The organism is Bradyrhizobium sp. USDA3010 (genome assembly GCF_056429065.1).
On the sequence record NZ_JBWJZD010000004.1, the window covers coordinates 343,851 to 368,136 of the forward strand.

General features: G+C 65.7%; 18 protein-coding genes. 5 read left to right on the forward strand and 13 right to left on the reverse strand.

All coding sequences use genetic code 11. The features are described from left to right. Window positions 1-2 precede the first annotated feature (2 nt). The gene (gene mctP, locus AC066Y_RS09675) at window positions 3-1,493 is read left to right on the forward strand and encodes a monocarboxylate uptake permease MctP (protein ID WP_478273662.1); all 1,491 of its coding nucleotides are present in this window, start codon (window positions 3-5) and stop codon (window positions 1,491-1,493) included. On the opposite strand, the gene AC066Y_RS09680 is transcribed toward mctP, so the two are convergent. After that, on the reverse strand, window positions 1,464-4,940 hold the full coding sequence (locus AC066Y_RS09680; RefSeq protein WP_478273663.1) for an indolepyruvate ferredoxin oxidoreductase family protein: 3,477 nt from the start codon (window positions 4,938-4,940) through the stop codon (window positions 1,464-1,466). The genes mctP and AC066Y_RS09680 overlap by 30 nt on opposite strands. A 155-nt stretch (window positions 4,941-5,095) precedes the next feature. Here AC066Y_RS09680 and AC066Y_RS09685 point away from each other — a divergent pair, with 155 nt between their 5' ends. Further along, a complete protein-coding gene (locus AC066Y_RS09685) occupies window positions 5,096-5,551 on the forward strand; it encodes an Lrp/AsnC family transcriptional regulator (RefSeq protein ID WP_092123988.1) in 456 nt (151 codons plus the stop codon). Window positions 5,552-5,737: 186 nt separating this feature from the next. Here the strand turns inward: AC066Y_RS09685 and AC066Y_RS09690 are convergent, their stop codons facing one another. Next, entirely contained in the window at window positions 5,738-6,241 is a 504-nt protein-coding gene (locus AC066Y_RS09690; protein WP_478273664.1) for a hypothetical protein, read from the reverse strand. An 85-nt stretch (window positions 6,242-6,326) separates the two neighbouring features. After that, window positions 6,327-6,740, reverse strand: coding sequence for a hypothetical protein (locus tag AC066Y_RS09695; RefSeq protein WP_478273665.1), 414 nt, complete (start codon window positions 6,738-6,740; stop codon window positions 6,327-6,329). A gap of 132 nt (window positions 6,741-6,872) precedes the next feature. Here AC066Y_RS09695 and AC066Y_RS09700 point away from each other — a divergent pair, with 132 nt between their 5' ends. Then, the gene (locus AC066Y_RS09700) at window positions 6,873-7,793 is read left to right on the forward strand and encodes a LysR family transcriptional regulator (protein WP_478273666.1); all 921 of its coding nucleotides are present in this window, start codon (window positions 6,873-6,875) and stop codon (window positions 7,791-7,793) included. A 210-nt stretch (window positions 7,794-8,003) separates the two neighbouring features. Here the strand turns inward: AC066Y_RS09700 and AC066Y_RS09705 are convergent, their stop codons facing one another. From AC066Y_RS09705 to AC066Y_RS09715, 3 genes are read right to left on the reverse strand one after another with little or no spacing between them, the layout of a single operon-like run. Further along, complete coding sequence (locus AC066Y_RS09705; protein ID WP_478273667.1) at window positions 8,004-8,789, reverse strand: fumarylacetoacetate hydrolase family protein; 786 nt, start codon at window positions 8,787-8,789, stop codon at window positions 8,004-8,006. A gap of 12 nt (window positions 8,790-8,801) precedes the next feature. Next, window positions 8,802-10,166, reverse strand: a complete 1,365-nt coding sequence (locus tag AC066Y_RS09710; RefSeq protein ID WP_478273668.1) for an LLM class flavin-dependent oxidoreductase — start codon at window positions 10,164-10,166, stop codon at window positions 8,802-8,804. A 24-nt stretch (window positions 10,167-10,190) separates the two neighbouring features. Next, window positions 10,191-11,243, reverse strand: coding sequence for an Ldh family oxidoreductase (locus tag AC066Y_RS09715; RefSeq protein WP_478273669.1), 1,053 nt, complete (start codon window positions 11,241-11,243; stop codon window positions 10,191-10,193). Between the two features lie 403 nt (window positions 11,244-11,646). Between AC066Y_RS09715 and AC066Y_RS09720 the strand changes: the two genes are divergently transcribed. Continuing rightward, complete coding sequence (locus tag AC066Y_RS09720) at window positions 11,647-15,762, forward strand: bifunctional diguanylate cyclase/phosphodiesterase (RefSeq protein ID WP_478273742.1); 4,116 nt, start codon at window positions 11,647-11,649, stop codon at window positions 15,760-15,762. Here AC066Y_RS09720 and AC066Y_RS09725 read toward each other — a convergent pair. Beyond that, entirely contained in the window at window positions 15,736-16,077 is a 342-nt protein-coding gene (locus AC066Y_RS09725; protein ID WP_478273670.1) for a hypothetical protein, read from the reverse strand. The two genes, AC066Y_RS09720 and AC066Y_RS09725, sit on opposite strands and share 27 nt — an antisense overlap. A gap of 56 nt (window positions 16,078-16,133) precedes the next feature. Then, window positions 16,134-16,604: a cupin domain-containing protein gene (locus tag AC066Y_RS09730; RefSeq protein WP_478273671.1), complete on the reverse strand. Its 471-nt coding sequence runs from the start codon at window positions 16,602-16,604 to the stop codon at window positions 16,134-16,136. Window positions 16,605-16,823: 219 nt separating this feature from the next. Between AC066Y_RS09730 and AC066Y_RS09735 the strand changes: the two genes are divergently transcribed. Continuing rightward, complete coding sequence (locus AC066Y_RS09735; RefSeq protein WP_478273672.1) at window positions 16,824-17,423, forward strand: 3-keto-disaccharide hydrolase; 600 nt, start codon at window positions 16,824-16,826, stop codon at window positions 17,421-17,423. Window positions 17,424-17,499: 76 nt separating this feature from the next. On the opposite strand, the gene AC066Y_RS09740 is transcribed toward AC066Y_RS09735, so the two are convergent. The 5 genes from AC066Y_RS09740 to AC066Y_RS09760 all read right to left on the reverse strand — a co-directional run bounded on the left by AC066Y_RS09740 (window position 17,500) and on the right by AC066Y_RS09760 (window position 24,282). After that, window positions 17,500-18,984, reverse strand: coding sequence for a hypothetical protein (locus tag AC066Y_RS09740; protein WP_478273673.1), 1,485 nt, complete (start codon window positions 18,982-18,984; stop codon window positions 17,500-17,502). 92 nt (window positions 18,985-19,076) lie between these two features. After that, a complete protein-coding gene (locus tag AC066Y_RS09745; protein WP_478273674.1) occupies window positions 19,077-20,183 on the reverse strand; it encodes a glycoside hydrolase family 5 protein in 1,107 nt (368 codons plus the stop codon). A 65-nt stretch (window positions 20,184-20,248) separates the two neighbouring features. Then, window positions 20,249-22,567, reverse strand: a complete 2,319-nt coding sequence (locus AC066Y_RS09750) for a Wzz/FepE/Etk N-terminal domain-containing protein (protein WP_478273675.1) — start codon at window positions 22,565-22,567, stop codon at window positions 20,249-20,251. 150 nt (window positions 22,568-22,717) lie between these two features. Continuing rightward, a complete protein-coding gene (locus AC066Y_RS09755; RefSeq protein ID WP_478273676.1) occupies window positions 22,718-23,470 on the reverse strand; it encodes a polysaccharide deacetylase family protein in 753 nt (250 codons plus the stop codon). Further along, on the reverse strand, window positions 23,467-24,282 hold the full coding sequence (locus AC066Y_RS09760; protein WP_478273677.1) for a class I SAM-dependent methyltransferase: 816 nt from the start codon (window positions 24,280-24,282) through the stop codon (window positions 23,467-23,469). Before AC066Y_RS09760 ends, AC066Y_RS09755 begins: the two co-directional genes overlap by 4 nt. Window positions 24,283-24,286: the final 4 nt, after the last annotated feature.

The window sequence follows — 24,286 nt, forward strand, 5'->3', positions numbered from 1 at the left end:
CCATGACCGATCATATCGCCTGGGTGGCGCTCTCCGTCTTCATCTTCTTCTTCGCCCTCGTCACCGTGATGGGCTTCTTCGCCGCGCGCTGGAAATCCGGCCCGGTCAGCGAGCATCTCGACGAATGGGGTCTCGGCGGCCGCCAGTTCGGCACTTGGATCACCTGGTTCCTGGTCGGCGGCGACTTCTACACCGCCTACACCGTGATCGCGGTGCCGGCGCTGGTGTACGCGGTCGGCGCCTACGGCTTCTTCGCGCTGCCCTACACCATCATCGTCTATCCCTTCGTATTCGCCGTGATGCCGGTGCTGTGGAAGAAGGCGCACGCCAACGGCTACGTCACCGCTGCAGATGTCGTCCATGGCGCCTATGGCTCGCGCAGTCTCGAGCTCGCGGTGGCGCTGACTGGCCTGGTCGCGACCATGCCCTATATCGCGCTCCAGCTGATCGGCATGGAGGTGGTGATCAAGGCGATGGGCCTGACCGGCGAACTGCCGATCATCGCGGCCTTCGTGATCCTCGCGCTGTATACCTATAGCTCCGGCCTGCGCGCGCCGGCGCTGATCGCCTTCGTCAAGGACATCATGATCTATATCGTGGTGCTGACGGCGGTGGTCGTGGTGCCCTCGAAGCTCGGCGGCTATGGCGCAGTGTTCTCGGCGGCCAACGATGCCTTCACGGCGAAGGGCGGCGCCACCGGACTGACGCTGAAGCCGGCCCAGTATCTGCCCTATGCGACGCTGGCGCTCGGCTCGGCGCTCGCCGCCTTCATGTATCCGCATACGCTGACCGGCATCTTCGCCTCGAAGTCGGCGGATACCATCCGCAAGAATGCGATCCTGCTGCCGGCCTATACGCTCTTGCTCGGGCTGATCGCGCTGCTCGGCTACATGGCCTATGCCGCAGGCATCAAGGTGACGTCGCCGAACGACGTGGTGCCGATGCTGTTCAAGACGTTGTTTCCGGAATGGTTCGCGGGCTTCGCATTCTCGGCGATCGCGATCGGCGCGCTGGTGCCGGCCGCGGTGATGAGCATCGGCGCCGCCAATCTGTTCACCCGCAATGTCTGGAAGTCCTACGTCAATCCGGACATCTCGCATGCCGGTGAGGCGTCGGTGGCGAAAATCACCTCGCTGGTGGTGAAGGTCGGCGCGCTCGCCTTCATCCTGTTCCTGCCGACGCAATATGCGCTCGACCTGCAACTGCTCGGCGGTCTCTGGATCGTGCAGACGCTGCCGGCGCTGGTGTTCGGCCTGTTCACCGTCTGGTTCCGCGCCGAAGCGCTGTTGCTCGGCTGGGCGGTCGGCATCGGCTGGGGCACCTACACGGCGTGGAGCAACGGCTTGAAGCCGCTCGCCAGCATCTCGCTTGGCGATGCCAGCTACACCTTCTATGTCGGTCTCGGCGCGCTCTTGCTCAACATCGTGGTGGCCGTGATTGCGACCGTCGTGGTCGGCTTGATCTCACCCGCCAAGCGCGGCGCGGCGGCCTGAGCCGTCGTTGGTATCTGACGGGGCGGAGGTGAGAAGCGCGGTCAGCCGCACCACCTCCGCTTTGGTCTTTTCGATCGCTTCATCCTTGACCGGCCCGTAACCGCGGATCTCCATCGGCGCTTTTGCAAGTGCGACGAGATCGGGCAGCGGCGCGGCATCGAGCTTGCCGAGCATGGTCTCGATCAGCGCCTCGTACCAGGTGATCAGCTCGCGCTCGGCGCGGCGTTCCGCGGTATAACCGAATACGTCGAACGGCGTGCCGCGCAGTCCCTTGAGCTGCGCCAGCAAGCGGAGTGGCGTCTGGATCCACTGGCCGAACGCGCGCTTGCGTGGCCGGCCGCGTGCATCCAGCCGTGCCGGCAACAGCGGCGGCGCGAGATGGTACTGCACCGTGAAGTCACCATCGAATTTGCGCTTGAGGGTCTCGAGGAAGCCGGTCTGCATGTGCAGCCGCGCCACCTCGTACTCGTCCTTGTAGGCCATCAGCTTGAACAGTGAGCGGGCGACGGCGTCGGTCAATGTCTCGCTTCCGAGCGCGGCCTCGGCGCGACGGACGCGGTCGACCGTGGTGCGATAGCGCGCCGCATAGGCCGCGTCCTGATAGTCACGAAGGAAGTCTGCGCGTCGCGCGATCATCTGTTCCAGCGTCTCCGGGGCGTTGGCGTCGGCGTTCTCCGCTTTCGGCAAAAACTCCGGATCGGCGAACGCAATCCGCCCCCAGGCCAGCGCCTGCTTGTTGCGCTCGACCGCGACGGCGTTCAATTCGATCGCGCGGGTCAGTGCGTCCAGCGACACCGGCACCAGGCCCTGCTGCCAGGCGAAGCCGAGCATCATGATGTTGGCGAAGACGCTGTCGCCGAGCAGCCGCTCGGCCAGCGCATTGGCGTCGATCGCGGTGAGGTTGCCCGATCCGATCACCCGCTCGATGGCGCGCAAGCGAACCGGCGAGGCGAGGTCGGCGTCGCGGAAGCGAACCACGTCGCCGGTCGGCATCTCAGCGATGTTGACCGCGCCGCGCATCCCCTTGCGATAGGTGCCGGAGGCCTTGGCCGACGAGCTCACCACGAGGTCGCAGCCGATCAGCGCGTCCGCCGCGCCCTGGTCGATCCGCACCTGATGCAGCGCCTCGGGCGCCGCCGCCAGCCGCAGATAGCTCAGAACGGGGCCGAATTTCTGGGCGAAGCCGGTGAAGTCGAGCACCGAGACGCCGCGGCCCTCGAGATGTGCAGCCATCGCGATCAGCGCACCGACCGTGATGACGCCGGTGCCGCCGACGCCGGTGACCAGCAGATCGTAGGGCTTTTCCAGTGCCGCAAGCTCCGGCGCCGGAAGTGCCGCGGCGCGCGCCAGCGGATCGATCGCGCTTGCACCCTTCGCCCGCCGCTTGCCGCCTTCGATGGTGACGAAGCTCGGGCAGAAGCCGTTGAGGCAGGAAAAATCCTTGTTGCAGGTCGAGAGGTTGATCTTGCGCTTGCGGCCGAACGGCGTCTCCTTCGGCTCGACGCTGAGGCAATTCGATTCCACCGAGCAATCGCCGCAGCCCTCGCAGACGAGGTCGTTGATGTAAGCGAACCGTGCGGGATCCTTGATCGTGCCGCGCTTGCGCCGCCGCCGTTTCTCGGTGGCGCAGGTCTGCTGGTAGATCAGCACGGTGACGCCGGGAATTTCGCGCAGCTCGCGCTGCACGGCGTCCATCTCTTCGCGCGGATGGATGGTGACGCCGGCGGGCAAATCCGCCGGCGAGAACTGCGCGGGTTCATCCGATACCAGCGCGATCCGCGACACGCCCTCGGCGCGGACGCTGTGCGCGATCGCCTGCACGCTGACCGGGCCGTCGACCGGCTGGCCGCCGGTCATCGCCACCGCGTCATTGAACAGGATCTTGTAGGTGATGTTGGCGTTGGCGGCGATCGCCTGGCGGATCGCCATCGAGCCGGAATGGTAGTAGGTGCCTTCGCCGAGATTCTGGAACACATGGCTGTTGCCGGTGAATTTCGACGAGGCCGCCCAGTTGACGCCTTCGCCGCCCATCTGGATCAGCGATGAGGTCTCGCGGTCCATCCAGCTCGCCATGAAGTGGCAGCCGATGCCGGCCAGCGCCTTGGAGCCCTCGGGCACCTTGGTCGACGTGTTGTGCGGGCAGCCCGAGCAGAAATATGGCGTGCGCGTCGCGCCGGGGACGGCGATCATGCGGTCCTGCTCGGGCCTGAGCGCGGCGACGCGGCGGGCGAGCTGCAATTCGGGAAACATCGGATCGAGCCGCCGCGCCAGCACACCGGCCAGCATCAGCGGCGACAATTCGCCGGTCCAGGAGATCAGCCGCGCGCCGGTTTCGTCATGTTTGCCGACCATCCGCTCCGGCTTGGAGCCGGGATAGTCATAGAAATACTCCTTGAACTGGCTCTCGATGATGCCGCGCTTCTCCTCGACCACAAGGATCTCGCGCTTGCCCTTCACGAACTCCATCGCATCATGCAGCGCGAGCGGCCACACCATGCCAACCTTGTAGATGTCGATGCCGAAGCGGCGGCAGGCGGCCTCGTCCAGCCCTATCAGCCGCAGCGCCTCCATCAGATCGAGGTGCGCCTTGCCCGTGGTGACGATGCCGTAGGTCGCGTCCCTGATGTCGTAGATGCGGCGGTCGATCGGATTGGCTTTCGCAAAAGCGTAGACTGCGTGCTTCTTCGCCTCCAGCCGCTCCTCGATCTGCGGGCCCGGCAGATCCGGCCAGCGATAATGCAGGCCCCCGGGCGGCGGCACGAAATCCGGCCGCACGAACGCGCGCGGCGGCGCAAGCTCGACCGAGGCGCCGGATTCGACGATCTCCGAGATCGCCTTGAAGCCGACCCACATGCCGGAAAACCGGCTGAGCGCGTAGCCATATTCGCCGAACGCGAGATATTCGCCGACATCGGCCGGATGCAGCGTCGGCATGAACCAGCTCATGAACGCGACGTCGGACTGGTGCGGCATCGAGGACGACACGCAGCCATGATCGTCGCCGGCAACGACCAGCACGCCGCCATGCGGTGAGGAGCCATAGGCATTGCCGTGCTTCAGCGCATCGCCGGAGCGATCGACGCCGGGGCCCTTGCCGTACCACAGCCCGAACACGCCATCGACCTTTCGATCCCTCTGCGTCTCGACCTGCTGCGAGCCGAGCACGGCGGTGGCGGCGAGGTCCTCGTTGACCGCGGGCAGGAATTCGATGCGGCTCTCCTTCAGCCGCTCGCCGATCTTCCACAGTTCGAGATCGACGCCGCCGAGCGGCGAGCCGCGATAGCCGGAGATGAAGCCCGCGGTGTTGAGCCCAGCGGCCCAGTCGCGCCTGATCTGGTCGAGCGCGATGCGCACGATCGCCTGCGTGCCGGTGAGGAAAACGCGGCCACGTTCGCGGCTGTAGCGCTCGGACAGCTGGTAGGCGTCGAGTTGCAGCATCTGGCCCATGACTGACCCCTCCGGGAATCGCAATATGTAATGGGCAAGGCTATGCCTGCGTGTCTGGTAGATCCTACCTATCTGTTCGCCATTGACCTAAATTTCGGTATGTTTTTGCGTTCAACGTCGTATATTGGTATGATCGACCAAAATGGAGCTCTGCGGTGATCGAAGAGCAAGACGAGAAAATCCTCGCCGAGCTGCAGAAGGATGGCCGTGCCACCAACCAGCAGCTGGCGGAAACCGTCGGGATGTCGACGTCGGCATGCTGGCGCCGGGTCCGCGCGCTGGAGGAGTCCGGCGTCATCTCGGGCTATTCGGCGCTGGTTGCGCGCGATCGCGCCGGCTTTGCGACCTCGGCGATCCTGCACGTCTCGCTGGAGCGGCACGACACGAAATTCGTCGACGAGTTCGTCGCGCGGGTGATGCAGCGCCGCGAGGTGCTGGAGTGCTTCGCGACAACAGGCGATGCCGACTATCATCTGCGCGTCGTCGTGCGCGACATGGACGCCTACAACAGATTCCTCGACGAGTTCATGTTCCGCATCCCAGGCATCCGCCACGTCCGCACCAACGTGATCCTGAAGGAGATCAAGACCGGCGTGGCGTTGCCGTTTTGATGGAGATGCCGCCGCGAAGGCCACGCCGGAGCCACGCGCTCAACTTCTTGTCCCGTCACCCCGAGGAGGCCGCGAAGCGGCCGTCTCGAAGGGCGAACGGCCACCAGCCGGGCCGTGCATCCTTCGAGGTTCGCTCCGCTCGCACCTCCAGCGACAAAGGCGAAGCCTTTGCGCGGGGATGACGGGTTATTGTGCTTGTTCCGCTGACTTGGTCCGCGTCAGGAGCATGAACACCATGACGTGGCTGACCAGCAGCAGCGGCACGTAGAGCGCCGGAATATAGATGCCGGCGCCGAACAGGCCGGGATCCGCATTCTTCGTCGCGCCCATGAAGTAGGCGTTGAGAAGATCCAGCGTGCCCCAGATGTTGAAGAACCAGACGATCGGAATGGCCACCGGCCAGCGCCACGACAGTGCCGCCATCGAGAGCAGCGCGAGAGCTGCCGCGGTCAGATCGCCCCAGCCGACCGCGCTGGCAAACACCGGGTTCACCTCCGGCGACACGAAGCCTGTGACCATGAAGTTCATCCCGAGAAACCGGAAGGCATGAAAAGCCGCAAGCAGCCGGAGCGCCTCATGGCGCGGCCAGGTGCGGAGCGCCGGCCAGACATAGGTCGCGGCCACCACGGCACTCGTCAGAAATGCTCCGGCGACGCTGAGCAGGAATGGAATGTTGAGACTTACTGGCACGGTCGGCTCCCGTCTGACTGTCGATCCGGTGAGGCCGGACCCGGCGATCGGGTCCGGCCTCGGCGAGGCACTCAGGGCCTGACGCTTAAGGCTTGCCGACCAGCAGGCGCAGCGGCAGCAGCGGGCCGACCGCGATGTAGTCGTGGTCCATGATGTCAAGCTTGGACAGCGGCAGCCCTTCCATGATCGCGTGCGCCTCGGATGTATCCTTGGCATCGAGCAGGAGGATGACCCCGCGCCCGTCGGACCGCGAATACCATTCACGAACCTTGCCGCTGAGATAGAGCTGCACGGTCTGCCGGATTTCATCCGGCATCACGGCCATCACCTGTTCGCGGGTGACGCCGGCCTTGACGGTCAGGATCACCATCACGCCGGTGGTGATGGTGGACGTGGCTTGGGCCTGTGTTTGGGCTTGGGCAAGAGAGGGAGCGGTCATGGAGGTTAAACCTGTCGAAGTGAGGGTGAGGGCAAGGAGGGTGTGACGGATTGTTTTCATCGGTCGCAGATCTCCGTTCACGACTGATGTCGTGATGTCGCGTGGAGCAGCGCGCGTCGCGGTGCTGCTGCCTGTGGCTCCGATGTAGGGCGGCTTCCCGTGCGCGACTATTCGCGATAATGTTAACGGGCCATGAAGCAGAACTTCACAGTCAGGCAGGGCGCGCTCGACGGCGTGGAGGCGTTCCTCAGCGTCGCCCAGCACCGCAGCTTTCGTCGCGCGGCGACCGAGCTCGCGGTGACGCCGTCGGCGATCAGCCAGGCGGTGCGCGCGCTCGAGGCGCGCCTCGGCGCCGTGCTGTTCATCCGCACCACCCGCAGCGTCGGCCTCACCGAGGCCGGCGAACGATTCCTGGCGCGTGCCAGGCCCGCATTCGAGGAGCTGGTCGCCGCAAGCGGCGCCGCGCGCGAGCTCGGGCAGAAGCCGGCGGGGCTGTTGCGTCTCACCGTGCCGCGCTCGGTGGTGCCGATCCTGCTGGAGCCGCTGATCGCGTCATTTTGCAAGGCCTATCCCGAGATCGAGGTCGAGCTCGCCGCCAGCGAGGAGCTGGTCGACCTCGCGGCCGGAGGTTTCGATGCAGGCATCCGGATGGGCCAGTTCATCAACCCGGACATGATCGCGGTGCGTCTGACCAAGCCGTTCCCTTTCGCCGTCGTCGGCAGTCCGGATTATCTCGCGCGCCGCGGCCGGCCCAAACGTCCGGACGATCTGCGCGAACACGCGTGCCTCAGGTTGCGGCGATCGAACGGCGGGCTCGCGCCGTGGTCGCTCAACGACAACGGCCGCTCGATCGAGCTTGCCGTCTCGGGATCGTTCATCGGCCATGATTTCCCGACACTGGTCGGCGCGGCCATTGAAGGCGTCGGACTGGCGCAAGTGCCCGCGCCGCTGGTCGCCGGCGCCGTGAAGGAGAAAAAGCTCGTGCGCGTGCTGGAGCCATTCGCGACGACAACGCCCGGCGTATTTCTCTACTATCCCGGCCACCGCCAGATCATGCCGAAGCTGCGCGCCTTCATCGATCATGTGAAGAGCCCGCCGGGAGTTGGGCGGTGAGCCATCCGATCCGACCTCCGATGCCTCAACTGGTTCAGTGTCGTCCCTGCCAACGCAGGGACCCATAGCCACCAGTGGTTATTGTTGAGCGATGTCGGAACGACGAGTCGCTTCACTCACACAAGCTCCGGAGCATGGGTTCCTGCGTTCGCAGGGACGACACCTAGGTATGGAGCACGCGCGCCAGCAATAGCGAGGGGGCACCCGCCCTCACACCTTCTCCTTCACGAACCTGTTCCGCAATGTCCCGATCCCGGTGATGTCGATCTCGACCACGTCACCGTCCTTCAGGTCCGGCGAGGCGCCGTCGGTGCCCATCCAGATCACGTCGCCGGGCGACAGCGTGAAGTATTTCGAGAGCTCGACCAGGAAGGGCACGATGCCGAAGATCATCTCGTTGGTGCGGAAGCGGCCGGTCTCCTTGCCGTTGACCCGGATCGCGGTCTCCATGCGGTCGAGATCGACATCGGTCTCGATCCACGGGCCCATCGGCTTGAACGTGTCGGCGTTCTTGGCGCGCCACAGGCCGCGGTCGGCTTTCTGCCAGCTGCGCTCGGAGACGTCGTTGCCGATGGTGTATCCGAACACGCAGTCCAGCGCATTGGCTTCGGTCAGGTGCTTGGCGGTCTTGCCGATCACCACGACCAGCTCGCCCTCGTAATGGATCTTCTCGGTCGCGCTTGCCGGGATCACGACATTCTCATCATGGGCGATCAGCGCGTTCTGCGCGCGGTAGCCGATCTCGGGTCGATCAGGCACGTTCGGCACGGTGCCGGCCTTGTCGGCGGCCTCCTTGAGATGCTTCAGATAGTTCAGCCCGACGCAGTAGAAGGTGCGCGGGATCAGCGGCAGCTCGATCTTGACGTCCTTCAAGGCGTGGGTCTTCACCGTCTTGCTCCATTCGCCGAATGGATCGCCGTTCACGGTGATGACGGTGTCGCCCTCGACGAGGCCCCAAGACGTAGTACCCGCGGCGGTGAATTTCAGCCAGCGCATGATGATGTCCTTTTATTCCGCAGCCTGCGCGCGGGTCTTCCATGCGCCGGCAGCCGGGCGCTTCAGTCCGAGATTTTCCCGCAGCGTCGTGCCGGCGTAGTCCTTGTGGAACAGGCCGCGCTTCTGCAGCTCGGGCACCACGTGATCGACGAAGTCGGCGTAGGAGCCCGGCACATAGCTCGCCGCGATGACGAAGCCGTCGCAGCCGCGGCCTTCGAACATTTCCTCCAGCCGGTCGGCGATCTCCTTCGGGCCGCCGACCATCGCGTCCTGCACCTGGCCGCGGCCGGAGAAGGTGATGAAGTCGCGGGTCGAGGGATTGGTCTTGCCGGAGGTGCGCAGCACGCCGTCGCGGATGCCGAGCATGCCTTGCATGCCGTGCAGCTCCTCGGTGGTCAGCGGCTCGTCGATCGGTTTGGCGCCGAAATCGAAGTTGAGGCCTTCGGCGAGCAGCGACAGCGCGTCGATTTCGAGCGGCAGCTTCTGGATCACGGCCATCCGGTCCTCGGCCTCGGCCTTGGTCGCGCCGGTGACCGGCGTGATCAGGTTGCAGAGGAACATCTGGTCGGGATCGCGTCCGGCCTTGGCGGCTTCGCCCCGGATCGCATCATAGCCCTGCTTGGCATTGGCAAGGTTGCGCGCCGCGGTGAAGATCACCTCGCCCCAGCGCCCGGCAAAGCGCTGGCCGCGCCCGGAGGCGCCGGCCTGGATCACGACGGGGTGGCCCTGCGCCGAACGCGGCACCGTGAACGGGCCGCGCGAGGTGAAGAACGCGCCCTTGTGATCGAGCCGTTTCACCTTGGCCGGATCGGCGAAGCGGCCGGATGTCTTGTCGATGATCAGCGCGCCGTCTTCCCAGGAATCCCAGTGGCCGAGCACCACCTCCATGAACTCGTCGGCGCGGTCGTAGCGGAGATCGTGCTCGAGATGTTGCGCGCGGCCCATGTTGAGCGCCTCGCCGTCATTGACCGACGTCACCACGTTCCAGGCGGCGCGGCCACCCGTCATCAAGTCGAGCGTGGCGAAGCGGCGGGCGACGTCGAACGGCTCGAAATAGGTGGTGGACGCCGTCGAGGCGAGGCCGAGCCTGGTGGTGACCATGCCCATCGTCGTCAGCACCACGATCGGGTCCATCTTCACGCAGCGGATGCCGTATTCGACGGTGTGGGCGTGATCGTTGCCGTAGCGGTCGGGCATTGCGAGGCGATCGTCGAAGAACGCCATATGGAACTTGCCGCGCTCCAGGATGCGCGCGATCTCCTGATAGTAGTCCGCCGACATCGAATCGTCGCGCGACTCCGGGTGACGCCAGGAACTCGGCAGGTTGGTGCAGTTCTGCGCCTGCAAAAAGCCAACCAGCGCCATTTGCCGTGTCATGCCGTTCTCCTGTACCTGAATGCGTCAGCGAAGATCGAGGTCGTCGGTGAGCTTGTAGTCGGTGGCGAGCGCCTTGAGCTTGTCCCAGGTCGCATCCTCGATCTCGATGCCGTTCCTGCGCCGTTCGACTTCGCGCAGATGTTCGATCTCGCCCGGATAGAACACGCCGCGGCTCCCTTCCGAGGGCGGCGTCGATTTCAGGTAGCGGGCGAAGTCGGCGACCTCGCGCTTGAAGTCCTTGAGCGGACGGAACGCCGCGACGTTGAACACCGCCATGAAGCAGCCGTCATTGTGACGGCCGGTCGGCTCGACCCCGAAGCCGAGACCGGTCAGCAGGCCGCACAGCACCTCGACCATCGCGGCAAGTCCGCTTCCCTTGTAGCCTTCGCTGCCGCCGAGCGGCAGCAGCGCGCCGCCCTTGCGGTAGTCCGCAGGGTCAGTGGTGTCGCGCCCTTCGGCATCGATGATCCAACCCTTCGGGATGCTTTCGCCGCGCGCCACCGCGAGCTGGATCTTGCCAGCCGCGACCGCCGAGGTCGCCATATCCAGATAGAACGGCGCCTCGAGATCGGACGGCACTGCGATCGAGAGCGGGTTGGTGCCGAGCCGGGCCTCGCGGCCGCCGAACGGCGCGACATGTTTCGGCGAGCGGCCGGAATCCGCGGCCGCGATCCCGATCATGCCTTCGCGCATCGCCATCAGCGGGTAATGCGCCAGCCGGCCGACATGGCTCTGCCGGAACACGGTGCAGGCCGCGACATTAGCGGTCTTCGCCTTGTTGATGGTCATCTCCATCGCCTTGGCGTTGACATGGAAGCCGAACCCCCAATGACCGTCGATCACGGTCGTGGTCGGCGTTTCCTGCACCACGGTCCATTTCGCGCCGGGGACGATATGGCCGGCCTTGATGCGGTCGATATAGGTCGGGATCGCGATCACGCCGTGGGAGTCATGGCCGGCGAGGTTGGCGTTGACGCAGCCGGAGGCGACCGCATTGGCCTCCTCCTCCGATGCGCCGGCGCCCCGGAGCAGCGCCGCGCCGATGCGCGTGAGACGGTCGGCCTGGACGATCGGCATGGGATTTTCCTCGCGGTCCGCCCGCGTGATGCGCGGGTCTTGCTTGCTGTTGTCGGCGCCATGCTCTCAAAGCGCAGCCCGCCGGGCAAGGGGCGGAAAATCCGGTCCGCCATACCGCCAGCAGGGTGCTCCCGGTCAGGATTTCACTGAATGGAACGGGCGCGGTCGCGCTGCGGAATTTGGCTGCTCTGGCGGCACAAGCCAGGCGACTAACCGGGTCCTCCGGTCCTCCGCCTCAGCCTGGCACACCGGCGCCCGTATTATCCCGGAAAACGGCCTGCGGGATTCGTCAGCCGTTTACTTTGTCTCACAACTTGCCGGATAGACTAACCATCACTTAGGCCTCTCGCGGGCAATGTTCCCCGGCGGATTGAAGGGGGTGGCCCTGGGGCCTTCAGGGATCGTGCAGTCGAGCATCGGGCGTACATTCGCGGCGTTGAATGCCACCAACGAAGCGATCCTGTATGCGAAATCGCCAGAAGAATTGTACGGAAAGGTCTGCGAAGCCGCGTTCTCGAGCGGGAGCTTCCTGGCTGCGACCGTCTTTTTGCTGGAGCCGGATACCGGTCGGCTGACATTCGCCGCCGGTTGCGGCGACGATGTCGCGCGTCTGCGCAGCATCAAGATTTCCACCCTCGCCAACATTCCGGAAGGAGAAGGCGTCGCCGGGCGGGCGTTCCGCGATCAGAGCGCCAGCGTCAGCAACGACTATGTCAACGATGCCCGTTCGGCGGCCTGGCGCAGCGGCCTCGCGGCGGCCGGCGTCGGTGCGGCGGCGGCGATGCCGCTGCTCTGCAATGGCCGCAGCGTCGGCGTCTTCATGGTGACCCGGCGCGAGGTCGACTCGCTCGGCGAGGAGATCGTGTCGCTATTGGAACGCATGGCGGCGAACGTGTCCTTTGCGCTCGACAATTTCGACCATGAGGCGTCGCGCAAGAGCGGCGAGCGGGCGATGCGCCGGCTCAACCGCATGTTCGGCGCCATCAGCGCAACCAACGAGGCCATCCTTCGCGCCCAGACCGAGCACGATCTCTATCAGCGGGTGTGCGACGCCGCGGTGTTCAGCGGAAAATCCTTCGCCTCGGTCGTGCTGCTTGCCGAGCCCGACACGCACTGGCTCGAGCCCGTCGCCGGCACCGGCGAGGCGCTCGACCTGATCACCCAAACGCGCTTTTCGACCGACCCGGACAATCTCTACGGCAAGGGGATCTGCGGCGAGGCGTTCCGGACCAAACGGCCGTGCGTCGAGCACGACATCCCCATCTCGACGGGCGCCTCGCAGGCGCAAGCCGGCGAGAGCGGTCTGATGGCCTGCGTCGCGCTGCCGCTCACCCGGTTCGGCAGGAGCATCGGCGTGCTGATCTTCTTCATCGGCAATTCGTGGGCGCGCGACGAGGAGATCATCGCGCTGCTGGCGGGCATCGCCGAGAACGTCTCGGTTGCGCTCGACACGTTCGGCCGCGCCACCGAGAAGGCCAAGGCCGATGCCGAACGCGAGCGGCTGTCGCGGATGTTCGCGGCGCTGAGCGCGACCAACGAGGCGATCATGCGCGCGCGGTCGCGGCTCGAGATGTTCGAGCTGGTCTGCGCCGCGGCCGCGCATGGCGGCGGGTTCAACTCGACCAGCATCCTGATCGCGAAGCCCGGCGACGACTTCCTGGAGATGATGGCGGTGGCGGGGCCGACTGCCGAGAATGCGCGCCGCCTCAACGTCTCGCGCAGCGAGGCGCGTCCCGAAGGGCGCGGCGTTTGCGGCAGGGCATTCCGCTCCCGGCGCGCATGCATCGAGAACGATTTTCTCGGCGACGTCGCCCACAACCCGTTCCGCGATATCATCGACCGCGAGGATGCGCGATCGGGCGCGGCGTTTCCGTTGATCGTCGACGACGAGCCCGTCGGCGTGATGCTGTTCATCTCCGCCAAGCGCAACACCTTCTCGGCCGAGTTCGCCGAGCTGCTGCAGCGGCTCGCCGACAATGTCGCCTATGCGCTCGGCAGTTTCGATCGCGCCGACGAGAAGGCGCGCACCGAGGAGCAGAAGGAGCGGCTGAGGCGGATGTTCGCGGCGCTGAGCGCGACCAACGAGGCCATCATGCGGGCGAAGTCCCGTGGCGAGCTGTTCGATCTGGTCTGCGATGCCGCGGCGGTCGGCGGTCAATTCATCTCGGCCACCATCAGGCTGGTGCGGCCGGGCGAGGCCTTCCTGGAGAACGTGGCTGCTTCCGGCCCCGACCGGGTACGGGCCCGCGAAGTCCTGTTGTCGGCCGACGCGACCCGTCCGGAAGGACAGACGCTGACCGGCGTTGCGATCCGCACCCGCAGACCCTGCATCAGCAACGATTATCTCAGCGACTTCGGTCCTGACTCGCATGTCTATCCGGTCGTCCGCGACAGCGGCAGCAAGTCCGGCGCGGCCCTGCCGCTGCTCAAGAACGGCGAGGCGATCGGCGCGCTGGTGTTCCTCTCCGGCGAGTTCAACACCTTCAGCCCGGAGATGATGGCGCTGCTGCAGCGGCTCACCGAGAACGTGTCGTTCGCGCTGGCCAATTTCGACCGCGCCGACGAGAAGGCGCGGGCCGACGCGCAGAAGGAGCGGCTGTCGCGGATGTTCGCGGCGCTGAGCGCGACCAACGAGGCGATCATGCGGGCGAAGTCCCGTGCCGAGCTCTATCAACTGGTCTGCGAGGCGGCAGCGACCGGCGGCAAATTCACCTCGACCACCATCGCGCTCGCACAGCCCGGCAGCGACTATCTCCGCATCGTCGCGATCGCAGGCCCGGCTGCCAGCGGCGCGAGCCAGGTGACGCTCTCGACCAGCGAGGCGCACCCCGAGGGACGCGGTGCGTGCGGCAGGGCGTTCCGGTCGGGCAAGGCCTGCATCATCAACGACTATTTTGCCGATACCGAGACCGCGGCTTTCCATGAGCGCGCTCGCCGCGATGGAACGCAGTCCGGTGCCTCGTTTCCGCTGATCGTCAGCGGGGAGGTCGTCGGCGTCATGATCTTCGTCGCGACCGAGAAGGATACGTTCACGCCGGAATTCGCCGAGCTGCTGCAGCGGCTCGCCGACAATCTGGCGTTCGCGCTCGAAAGCTTCGATCGCGCCGACGAGAAGTACAAGGCCGACGAGCGCATCGAATACCTTGCCTCGCATGACAGCCTGACCAATCTGCCGAACCGCGAGACCTTCAACGAGATGCTGCGTCATGCGATCTCGGCGGCGGACCGCCATCGCCGGCAGCTCGCGGTGCTGTTCATCGATCTCGACCGCTTCAAGGTGATCAACGATTCGCTCGGCCACGACGCCGGCGACATGCTGCTGGTGGCGATCGCCGAGCGGCTGCGCGGATCGTTGCGGGCGAGCGACGTGGTGGCGCGGCTCGGCGGCGACGAGTTCGTGGTCATCCTGGAGGACGCCGCCGAACGTCACGACGTCGAGCGTATCGCCGGCGATCTCCTGGTCGCACTCAGCCAGCCCATGCAGCTCAGCGGGCACGAGTGCCACACCACGGCCTCGATCGGGATTGCGACATATCCGACCGACGGCTCCGACGTCCAGACGCTCACCAAGAATGCCGACATGGCGATGTATCTCGCCAAGGAGGACGGCAAGAACGGCTTCCGCTTCTTCTCCAACGAGGTGAGGGCGCAGTCGATCGAGCGCCTGACGATGGAGAGCGCACTGCGCCGCGCGCTGGAGCGCGACCAGTTCTCGCTCGAGTACCAGCCCAAGGTCGACATGGCGAGCGGCCAGATCAGCGGTGTCGAAGCGCTGTTGCGCTGGACCCATCCCGAGCTCGGCAAGGTCTCGCCGGGGCAGTTCATTCCGCTCGCCGAGGAGATCGGGCTGATCGTGCCGATCGGCCGCTGGGTGCTGAAGGAAGCCTGCGCGCAGAACATGGCGTGGCAGCACCGCGGCCTCAAGGCGGTGACGATGGCGGTCAACCTCTCGCCGCGGCAGTTCGGCGATCCGAACCTGCTCGACGACATCGACGAGGCGCTGGCGGCGAGCGGCATGTCGCCGGCGCTGCTGCAGCTCGAGGTCACCGAAAGCATGGTGATGCGCAACGTGACGCGCGCGGTCCGCGTGCTCGACGCGATCCAGAACCGGGGCATTCGCCTTGCGATCGACGATTTCGGCACCGGCTATTCGTCGATGTCGCTGATGAAGCAGTTCCCGATCGACACCATCAAGATCGATCGCTCCTTCGTGCGCGACCTGCCCGATGATTCCGAGGACGTCGCGATCGCGCAGGCGATCATCAGCATGGGCAAGGCGCTCGGCATGACCATCGTGGCCGAAGGCGTCGAGACCTCCGAGCAGCAGGAGTTCCTGCGCGCGCATGCCTGCGACGAGATGCAGGGCTTCCTGTTCAGCCGGCCGCTGCAGCCGCGCGATCTCGCCGAATTGTTGAAGACATCGCCGGTGCTGACGTCGCCGCCGCTGCAGCCGTCGCTGGACGACGAGGCGATCGGTGAGGCCGGGTCGGATCTAGGGCGGAAACGCGCTGTCGTCTGACGGCTGCACGGGCAGGTCGCGGACGTCGGAATCGGTCGAAGCGATCAAGCGCGAGAAATCATACGGCCAGGACGGTATCGCCTGGCCGGCCAGGGTCTGGCGCAACGCCGCCGACGCCTCCGCGAAGCTCGCACCGTCGGGCAGGCGGAACCGGCGGCACCAATTGGACGGCAGCGGTTCGGCGGCATTGCGCATCTCAAATGCCGGTCCCCACCACCACGCCGGCGCCGGCGGCCGTTCCGGTTCGGCAATGGCGTGCCAGCGCGCGAACTCGTCGGCGATGCGGGCAAATTGCAGCTTGGCGGCGGGATGCATCGGAAGCCCTTCGTTGGGCCGTGATGATAGCATCGCCCCCACTTCGCGCAACGCGGCTACTTCTGTTCCACCTCGGTCGCGGTGGCCGGGCCTTCGCCCATGATCAGCAGCACGGCGTCCTCTTCCCTGGCGCCGTCCCAATGCACCTGCTTGCCGAAATGGGTGACGAAGCTTCCCGCCGGCATCGCCACGGTGCCGTGATCGGGATCGAATTTCGGGCCCGAGCCGACCCACCAGGTGCCCTTCAGCACCACGATGTAGCGGTCGTTGGGATGGAAGTGCGGACGGCTGAAATGATTGCCCTTGGTCCATTTGGTGTAGACCATGTAGAAGCCGGGCTTCGAGGGATCGCCGACCACCACGGCATTCTGCGCGCCGCGCGCGTCGACCGGGCTCCATGGAATCTGGTCCGGCAGCTGGTAGGTGACGGCGGCCGGATTGAGTTCTGCCGCGGAACTGACGCTCAGCGTGCCGGCAAGGGCCAGCGGCATCATCAGGTATCGCCAGGACCGGTTCGACGCCGTCATCGTGTTCTCCCAGGTCAGTTCGTTCGGGCGACTGCCGCGTCCGTATGTCGCGTGATGCTAATCGCTCTCGCTTGCGCCGGACAAGACGCGCTCGCGCATGTCTGCTCTCAAGATTGCGGCATCGGGCCGTGACACAACGCAGTTGCAATATGAAAAACGCATTTACGCGGCTGCAGACGATGATAGGTTGCGCGCCAACCAAAAGACGGGAGGATAACCTTGAAGAAGCAAGTGTCGATACTGGCGGCGGGACTTGTGATCGGTGCGGCCGCGCTGCAATTTTCCACCGTCGCATCGGGCGATGACGGTTGGATCACGCTGCTCGACAGTTCCAAGCAGGGCGACTGGGACGAGGTCGGCAAGGCCAATTGGGCGATGAAGGACGGCGCGCTTGTCGCCGACAAGCTCGACGGCAAGGATCTCTCCTATCTCGTCAGCAAGACCCAGTACAAGGATTTCCAGATCCGGGCGGAGTTCTGGACCGACGAGGACGCCAACAGCGGCGTCTTCATCCGCTGCGAAGGCAACAAGGTGATCGACTCGAAGGTCTGCTACGAGGTCAACATCTTCGACAAGCGGCCCGATCCGACCTACGGCACCGGCGCGATCGTCGACGTCGGCAAGGTCGATCCGATGCCGAAGGCGGCCGGCAAGTGGAACGTCTACGAGATCACGGCGCAGGGGCCGCATTTCGTCGTGACGCTGAACGGCCAGAAGACCGTCGACGCGCAGGATTCCAAGCACGCCAGCGGCTACGTCGCGCTCCAGTATGGCTCCGGCGTGGTCAAGTTCCGCAAGGTGCAGATCAAGCCGCTCTGACAACGTGCGCCGAGGAGAGCCCGGTCGCGGCGCGGCCGGGCTTGATCGCGTGTCATGTGCTATCCGCAGGAAGCCTTCAGGCGTCGCCTTGCGTGCGCAGATGATGACCGATCACGAGCCCGGTCAGGCACAGCAACAGCCCGAGCGCCGGCGGCGCAAACAGCGCTTCCTCCTGGAAGATGCCGTTCACCAGCACCACCATCGTGCCGAACGCAGCGAGCCCCTGGATGAGGATTCCGGACGAGGCGTAGAGGCGCCAGGCCTGCAGCGCCACCGCAAAGAAGAAGCCGAGCGGCACCACCGCGCCGATCCCCATCTGATAGAGCAAGACGCCGACGGCGCTCTCCACCGCGCCGTCCATCGTGCCGGCCGCTTGCGCGGCGTTCCAGTCGATCGAGAAGTAGCCTTCAGAGAGATTGCCGCCGACGCCGAGGCCACGACCGATCGGGTTGTGCAGGAATCCGTCCCAGCCGCCCATGAAGCCGATCACGTGAAAGTCGCCGATCTGGAGTCCGATGTAGATCGCCGCGATGGCATACAGCACGAGTCCGACCAGTGCGACGGCAAGGGTGATGGTGGCGCCGAGCAGCCAAGTCGCCGTCCAGGCCAGAGCCACGAAGATGACCAGGATGAGCGCGCCCTTCACGCTGCAGAGGATCAGCAGCGGGATCGCGACCAGCGCCAGCCAGCGATATCCGACCGCGAACAGGAACAGGATGGAGAAGGCGATCCCGTAGCCGAAGCTGATCGGGCTCATATTCGGTCCGAAGATGCGCAAAATCGACGACAGTCCGAGATCCTCGAACAACGGGCTGTTGAGAAAGCTGAAGCGGAAGCGGTCGATCAGATCGACCGGGACATTGCCGGTTTGGCGCATCTCGGCTTCCCAGGCTCCGGAGCGGGTCGCCTTGAGTTCGTCGAAGTGCCAGAACGTGTAGCCGTTGGTGATTTCGAGCCAGAAATCGCGAAACAGCAATTCGACATAGCCGCAGACGATCAGCAGCGTGGCGACGGTCACCAGGAACGGCGTGATGCGGATCTCGAAGGTTGCGGCGGTCAGCAGCGAGAGCTGAAACAGGAACAGCGGAAACGCGATGTTGCGCAGATAGACGAGGGCCGCATGCGCGTCCTGCGTGGCGCCGAGCAGGAAATACATCCCTACGACCGCGAGGGTCATCAGCCCCCAATTCATGATCCGGTCGATCTCGGGCGAATGCTGGCGCTCGCGCAGCACGTACAGCGCCAGCGTCACCAGCCACATCACCGCGCAGATCAGGAAATTGTAGCCCTTGACGAAATCCATCTCCTGCTCGGTCGTCATGTAGGACGACAGGATCGAGACGAACAGGTTCTGGAAGAAGATGATGAAGACGGCGATCGACGGCGCATAGGCAGGCGCCGCGAGCACGATGGCGCAGCCGATCAGGCCTTCGACCACGATCGCGAGCCCTGCATTGGCCGCCTGCATGATCGGCGCGAATGCGATCGATGCCACGGCGATGCCGAGCGCAGGAACGAGGTCGCCGGCCAACAGCGGCCGCGGGGCTATGTCTGCTCGCACAGGCTCTGACCTAAATGACCGGACGGGTGGCGTGCCACACCCCCATCGCCGATCTAGCCGCGCATTGTGTAAGAACCGGTTAACCAGATGGGTCAGTGCGTCCCGAGCAGCGCCTTCAGCACGTCGCGGTCGGCCTTGCCGGTGGCGGCGTCGGCAAGGCCAAAGCCTTGCGACATCTCCCAATGGGTCCAGCCCCAGCACTGCTGCCGAGCGTAGGCCGTGACGCCGGCGAGCCAGCGCAACCGGCTGTCGCGCGGCGCGCCGGCCTTGAGCACCCCAAACTCATTGATAATGATTGGACGGGAATATTGCCGCTGCCAGGCGGCCGCGGGCTCGAGCCATTTATCGATGCCGCGGTCGGGGATGGCGCGGTCGACCATCGCAAGCGCCTTGGGCCTGTCCAGCGCGGTCAGCTGTTCCCGCAACTGCTGAACATTCGGATCGTCGGCCCGGATCGGATAGGGCAGTCCGACGACGTCGTGGAGCGGCTCGCTCCGATCCCAATGGGCCTGATGGGTGAACACCATCGGATCGTAGAAGTGGATGGCATAGACGACATTCGGATCGTCGAGCGGAGCGAAGCCCGGCAGCGAATCCGCACGCTGCCAATTGACCGGACCCGTGATCAGCGTGGTCTGCGGCAGCAATTGGCGAATGAAGCCGGCCAGCTCCCGGACCTCGCCTTGCCATTGCGCGGCATCGACCTCCGGCTCGTTCAGCAGTTCCGCAAACACCTGATCGGAGGGATAGCGCTGCATGATCCGCGCGAGCGCGGTCCAGGCGCTCTTCATTTCGGCCATCGCGCCGGGTGGATCGTCCTTGTGCAGCGCGTTGAAGTGCTGACCCGAATGCAGGTCGATAGACACCGCATAGCCGAGTGCGAGCAGGGTCTTCAGCGCGGCATCGATGGTTTGCAGCCGGCTGTCGATCTCCGCTTTCGTGGCGAAGCGCGGCATGACGAAGTCGGCAGGCACCGGCAACCGGATGTGGGTCAGGCCGGCCTTGCGCAGTTCGAGCAGCAGGCCGCGCGGCGGCGCCGACCGCGGATCGACGATCCAGCCGTCGGCGTTGACGCCGCGCGACAAGGCCTTGATCCGGTCCGCCGGGACGCCTTCGATCAGGGCAGGGCAGGCCCGCGCGGCGACGGACAGCAGAATGGATGCGGCGGCGATGATGGCGGGGATCGATGGCCGGGCCATCGGAAGATCAGCTCGCGATCGCTGCCGCAGCAGCGAGCCAGAACGCGGCGCGGCTGGCGCGTCGCTCACGCATATTGCCTGTCGTGCTGCTGGCTTGCGATGGTGGACTGGAGTTCGTTGAGAACGACACCGGCGAGCTTGCGCTCGGCGCCACCGAGCGCGGTGATGATGTCTTCCATCGACGCGTTGATGTCGCGATCCATCGGCAGCGCCGCGATCAGCCCGTCGGCCATGTCGAACAGCCGCCGTTCGTCCGCACCCCACGGCATCGACGGCCCGTCGAGGATCACGAGGTCGTAGCCACCGGCGGAGCGCGCCTGCGCGATCGCCTTCTGGATCGCCTCGCTGGCCTTGGCGGGATTGCCCTGGATCGCCGGCAGGATCGCAATGCCGTTTGCGGTGTTGATGGCGCGGGACGCCTTGCTGCCGATCGTAAGCCAGTCGAGCCGGCTCGGCCTGCTCTGGACGGGATGCGCAACCCTGTCGGTCAGGGCGTGGACGGTTGCATCGGCGTCGATCAGCAGGACGCGGGCGCCGTCGCGCGCGGCGACGAGCGCGATGTTGAGTGCGACAACGCTACGATCGGGATCGTCGGCGGTGCCGATCACGGCCAGCACCGGAACGGCCTCCGGGGCGGCGCCCGTCGCCAGCGCCGCATGGATCTGTCGCATCGTGTTGGAGAACGGCCCCAGCGCCGAACTGGTCCGCAGCGTCGGCCAGCCGAACCGCGTGACGTCGGCGGGATTGTCGCCGCTCAGGATGCCGCCAAGCGTGCGCATGACATCGGATTCCTGCAGCTCGGCGATCAGCGGCTTCTCGATCACGGGCTTGTCGATGAGAGCAGCAGCCGGCTGGACCGCGGGCGGGGCCTGCACGGGCGGCCTGGCCTTGGCGATGACGGGCTGCCGCTCCGGTGCGACATCCTGTTTCGGCTGGAGCCTGGGACGGATCGGATCGGCGCCGGGCGCCAGCTGGCCGGCTGCAACGATCCAGGCCGCGGCAGCGAGGGTGCCGAACATGAAGCCGATCATCGCGAGCAGGGTCATCGGCGGCGGGAAGGTGCGCTGCTGCGGGATCGTCGCATCGCCGATCACGCGCGCGCTCGAGGTGTTGAGGCTCTCCTGCTCCTCGGTCTCGCGCGAGCGCTTGAGGAAGGACTGATAGACGTCGCGGCTGGCATCGACCTCGCGCTCGAGCTCGCGCAGCCGCACCGAGGCCTGGCTCATCTGCACGCTCTGGTGCTTCTGAACGTCGAGCGCCTTGTTGAGCGACGCTTCATAGTCGCGTGCCCGGGTCAGATCGTTCTTGGCGGACACCGCAAAGCGGTCGATCTCTTCCTTGATGGTCCGGCGCAGGTCCTCGACCTGCTGCTCGACCTGGCGCAGCGCCGGATGGCGCGGCCCGAGCTCGCCCTGCAGCTCGGCTTGCCGCTTCTTGGCATCGGCATATTGCGAGCGCAGATTGGCGATGGTCGGCGACTGCAGCGCTTCGGCGGTCGCGCCCGCGTCCATCGATCCGCGGCGGCTGGCTTCGATCTGGTCATACTTGGCCTGGGCATCGAGCGTGAGCGCCCGCGCCGCGGCGAGCCGCTGGTTGCCAACCGAGAGCTGCTGGTCGGTGAGCAGATTGTCCTGCGAGCCGACGAAGTTGTTCTGCGCCTTGTAGGTCGCAAGCGCCTCCTCGGCGTTGCGCAGGCGTTGCTGCAGCTCCTTCAGCCGGCCGGACAGGTCGCGGGTGGCGCGCCGTGCGGCCTCGGCCTGCGACTGCTTGGACTCGGTGAGATAGGCCCTGGCGATCGCGTTGGCGAGCATCGCCGCCTTGACCGGATCGTGCGACCATACGTCGATGTCGACGATGAAGGTACGGTCGGTCTTCTTGACATTGATATGGCGGTTCATCGTGTCGAGCGTCGTCATCTCGATCTGCTGTTGCTGCTCCACCGTCGTCCGCGGCTCGACGCCGAACAGGCCGAGCAGCGAGGCGAGCAGGCCCGCGCTCGCGGCGCCACCGCCGAACTCGGGATCTTTCACCAGGTTGGTGTCGCGGATTACCTGCAGTAGCACATTGTTTGACGTGATCAGGCGCGACTGGCTCTCGACCACCATCGCGAGGCCCGAGACGTCCTGGGCGCGCGGGGTCAGCTCGCGCTCGACCAGCTGCAGCTCGCGCGGATCGACATAGAGCTGGGCGCCCGCGGTATATTTCGGTGTCAGGCCCTTGCCGATCGCGACCGCGATGCAGGCGCACAGCAGCGCGACCGAGACGATCGCGACCTTGCGCGCCCACAGCAGCCGCACCAGCTCGAGCACGTTCAAGCCGGCCGGGATTGCGCCCCGGCGCGGCTCCGGTTTGGCCCGGTCGATCGGCTGGTCATAGCTAAGCATTGACCCCAGCTTCCGTCTGAATGGCCGCACGCATCGGCTGAGGAGCACTCTTTCGGGCCACGCAACCCGCACGAGACGACGCGGAGGCGCAACACGAAAAATTAACCATACTCATTTGCCGACTATTCACCAGAAAGGCAAACAAAGGGTTTAAGCGCGGGCGCATCGGAACGCCTCCGCCATCGTCAGCACCGGGACATTGCGCCGCGCCGCCGCCTCCAGCGCGTAGGTCATCAGCTCAGGCGTGCAGCCATAGAGGCTCGGCGCGTCGGCGACGTCGTGGCTGTAGAAAATTAACCAGCCGTTGATGCCTGCCGTCTCGGCGAAGGCCATGTCGATCCGGTCGCGGGACATCTGGCGGTCGATCAACGGCATGGCGCGGAGGAATTGCAGGTCGACCTCGCCGCTGTTCACACCGGGCACGATGCTGCGGCAGGTGCGGAATTCCGACCTCAACTGGTGCTTCCGCGCGTAGGAGCCGTAGCCGAACGGGTAGGCGAAGCTCTCGACCGGCATGGTCGGATCGAGCGAATGGAAATAGGTCCGGTTGCGCGCGATCTCCGCGGCCAGCGAGGTCTCGTCGAGATCGCAGGCGCGGCGGTGCGAGAACGTGTGGCAGCCGACCTCATGGCCACGGCGATGCAGCGAGACGACGTCGTCGGCGCTGCCGGTGGTCCAGCCCGGCGCGTCCAGTCCAACCAGTCCGCCCGACACGTAGAAGGTGCCGCGGGCGCCGTAAGATTCCAGGATGTCGGCGCCGAATGTCGCCGCGCTCTTCGGCAGATCGTCAAACGTGAAGGTCACCATCGGCGTGGCATTGTTCAGGCGAAAGCGCTCGACCTGCACATGCATCGCCAGCCGGTGGCTGACCTTGACCCTGGCTTCCGACCACAATGCGTTCATGAGCCGAGCTTCCGCAAGATCACATGGTAGTCGCCGTGCCGGACGTCGATCTTGCCCGGCAGCAACGCGTTGATCGTCTTCGCGCCCGCGTCGATCATCGCGGCCAGCAGCGGCTTGCGCCGGCGCATCTCGGGATAGCGCGGGCTCTCGTACTTCTTCCGGTAGATCACCTGCAGTCCGCGGCCGGCCGCGAACGCCTCGAGGTTGCCAAGGGTTACCAGCGGATGGAAGTGAGTCGGGAACGGCGCCTCGCCCGGCAGCCCGGCGTGCTTCTCGCCGCGCACATGGCGGTAGAACCAGACGTGAAACCAGTGCGGGGAGTATTTCGTGACGATGCCCGACAGCGACTTCGGGTTCGGTGCGCCGATCAGCAACAACCCGTTCGGCTTCAGCGCCTCGCAGAACCCGCTCAGCACGGCCTCTACATCGGGGATGTGCTCGATGACGTTGTAGCAGATGATCAGGTCGAAACGCTGTGGCGGGAAGCGATGGGTCTGGATGTCGCCGAGGATGGCTTCCTGCGCATAGCTGTTGTTGCGGATCTGATCGGCGTCGATGTCGACCACGGTCACATGCGAACGCCGCAGCACGCCGAGCGGCAGATAGCTGGTCGAGCCGCCGCCGGCCTCGTAGATCGAGAGCGGACCGGCCGGCAGCCGGGCCTCGAGGATGCTGTGAACCGTGAGCAGGCTCTGCTTGGCTTCGCCGGGCGGCAAGGCCAGCAATGATTCCGGATGGATTTCAGCGGGGACGGGCATCGGGAGTTCGGTGAGCGGGGCGGGACGCGTAGCAAGCGCGAGGGATCTGTTCATCGGC

What these genes read in the sequence shown, in the direction of transcription:
- mctP (WP_478273662.1), top strand. Translation starts at nt 3, where the DNA reads ATGACCGATCATATCGCCTGGGTGGCGCTCTCCGTCTTCATCTTCTTC.
- AC066Y_RS09680 (WP_478273663.1), bottom strand. Translation starts at nt 4,940, where the DNA reads ATGGGCCAGATGCTGCAACTCGACGCCTACCAGCTGTCCGAGCGCTAC.
- AC066Y_RS09695 (WP_478273665.1), bottom strand. Translation starts at nt 6,740, where the DNA reads ATGAAAACAATCCGTCACACCCTCCTTGCCCTCACCCTCACTTCGACA.
- AC066Y_RS09700 (WP_478273666.1), top strand. Translation starts at nt 6,873, where the DNA reads ATGAAGCAGAACTTCACAGTCAGGCAGGGCGCGCTCGACGGCGTGGAG.
- AC066Y_RS09705 (WP_478273667.1), bottom strand. Translation starts at nt 8,789, where the DNA reads ATGCGCTGGCTGAAATTCACCGCCGCGGGTACTACGTCTTGGGGCCTC.
- AC066Y_RS09710 (WP_478273668.1), bottom strand. Translation starts at nt 10,166, where the DNA reads ATGACACGGCAAATGGCGCTGGTTGGCTTTTTGCAGGCGCAGAACTGC.
- AC066Y_RS09715 (WP_478273669.1), bottom strand. Translation starts at nt 11,243, where the DNA reads ATGCCGATCGTCCAGGCCGACCGTCTCACGCGCATCGGCGCGGCGCTG.
- AC066Y_RS09725 (WP_478273670.1), bottom strand. Translation starts at nt 16,077, where the DNA reads ATGCATCCCGCCGCCAAGCTGCAATTTGCCCGCATCGCCGACGAGTTC.
- AC066Y_RS09730 (WP_478273671.1), bottom strand. Translation starts at nt 16,604, where the DNA reads ATGACGGCGTCGAACCGGTCCTGGCGATACCTGATGATGCCGCTGGCC.
- AC066Y_RS09745 (WP_478273674.1), bottom strand. Translation starts at nt 20,183, where the DNA reads ATGGCCCGGCCATCGATCCCCGCCATCATCGCCGCCGCATCCATTCTG.
- AC066Y_RS09750 (WP_478273675.1), bottom strand. Translation starts at nt 22,567, where the DNA reads ATGCTTAGCTATGACCAGCCGATCGACCGGGCCAAACCGGAGCCGCGC.
- AC066Y_RS09755 (WP_478273676.1), bottom strand. Translation starts at nt 23,470, where the DNA reads ATGAACGCATTGTGGTCGGAAGCCAGGGTCAAGGTCAGCCACCGGCTG.
- AC066Y_RS09760 (WP_478273677.1), bottom strand. Translation starts at nt 24,282, where the DNA reads ATGAACAGATCCCTCGCGCTTGCTACGCGTCCCGCCCCGCTCACCGAA.